This is a genomic window from Acinetobacter sp. C15, from assembly GCF_013420645.1.
In the GTDB taxonomy this organism is placed as follows: Bacteria; Pseudomonadota; Gammaproteobacteria; order Pseudomonadales; family Moraxellaceae; genus Acinetobacter; species Acinetobacter indicus.
In genome coordinates, this window is record NZ_VOXR01000130.1 from 1 (window position 1) to 1,174 (window position 1,174).

At 36.1% G+C, this 1,174-nt stretch carries 1 protein-coding gene and 2 pseudogenes; all 3 read right to left on the reverse strand.

What is annotated here, in order from left to right:
* Nucleotides 1-356: pseudogene (locus FTT63_RS15500) on the reverse strand (RNA-guided endonuclease TnpB family protein); the annotation flags it as partial.
* A gap of 4 nt (nt 357-360) precedes the next feature.
* Entirely contained in the window at nt 361-960 is a 600-nt protein-coding gene (locus tag FTT63_RS15505; protein WP_075168104.1) for an IS607 family transposase, read from the reverse strand.
* A pseudogene (locus FTT63_RS15510) lies at nt 960-1,174 on the reverse strand (hypothetical protein); the annotation flags it as partial. The pseudogene FTT63_RS15510 and the gene FTT63_RS15505, both read right to left, overlap by 1 nt.

The following is a 1,174-nucleotide window of genomic DNA, read 5'->3' on the forward strand; positions in this document are numbered from 1 at the left end:
GTCATCCATTCATCTTTTTTAAGCAAGGTGTATAGTCTTTTTTGTTCATTATTACAGGAGGTGCGTTTTCGGATCGCCTGCTTTACTTTGTCTTTTGATGCTTCTCGATAGGCTTTAATATCACCTACGCAATCACGTAGCGTTTCTTTCCACGCATTTGCAGAAACACCAAAGTCACGACTTTCTTTCATCCACGCATCACGAATGGTTCTGTCGCTGATATTTAAACCTGCAACAGCACCATATTTAGCCCACACCTCGCTACGAACACGACCAAGTAAAACAGCTTGTTTCTCAAGCTGTTTGTACTTTTGCACATTCAAGTTTTTACAATGGTGGATGCGTGTTAGTTTCAAAAAGTTATTCCTTACTATTCACTAATTCTTTAACTTTTTCTTTGTATTTTCTTAATCCGTAAAGTCGAGAAGAAAAACAATGAATAATCGCTAACAAGTCTTGTGTTACTTCTTCCGTTGGGGATAGAGATTCTTGATTCATAATAATGATTTTACAGCCATGTCTTTCTGCAAAAGATTCAAACCACTCAAAACCAAATCGTACTAAGCGATCTTTATGAGCAATGATTAGCATTGAAACTTTACCCATTTCAATATCAAGAAAAAGCTGATTGAATTTCTTTCTTTTATAATTCAAACCACTCCCGATCTCTGACACCCAATCATCAATAGCATAACCGTTTGCAGTACAAAAAGTTTCTAAAGCTGCCACCTGATTAACTAAATCAGGTTTTTGAGCAACACTTGATACCCTTGAATAAACAACTACTGATGATTTTTCTTCGGTTGCTTTTACCCCAATATATTCAAGATACTGATCGTGTGTGTAATACCTACGATTTTTAGGATTTCTGAATGCAATTAAAGTGCCTTCGGCATCCCATCTTTGTAGAGTTTTAACCGACTTCCCAATCATTTCACCGAATTTAGCAGGAGAATACATTAATCAATCTCCGCTAACTTTTTAAAATCTTCGAGTGTATAGTCTTTGAATATGGATTCATCACAATATATTGCTCTGTCATTATCATCATCCCATCCACAGATAGGGCATGTATAAGGGGATGATGCGACTCCTAGCTGATTATATTTTAATAAAATATCGTCACAAACCTCATAAAGTTCTAAATCCTCATGATGATCAACAACCTCAAGGA

Coding starts and splice junctions, on each gene's coding strand:
- FTT63_RS15505 (WP_075168104.1), bottom strand. CDS start 960: ATGTATTCTCCTGCTAAATTCGGTGAAATGATTGGGAAGTCGGTTAAA.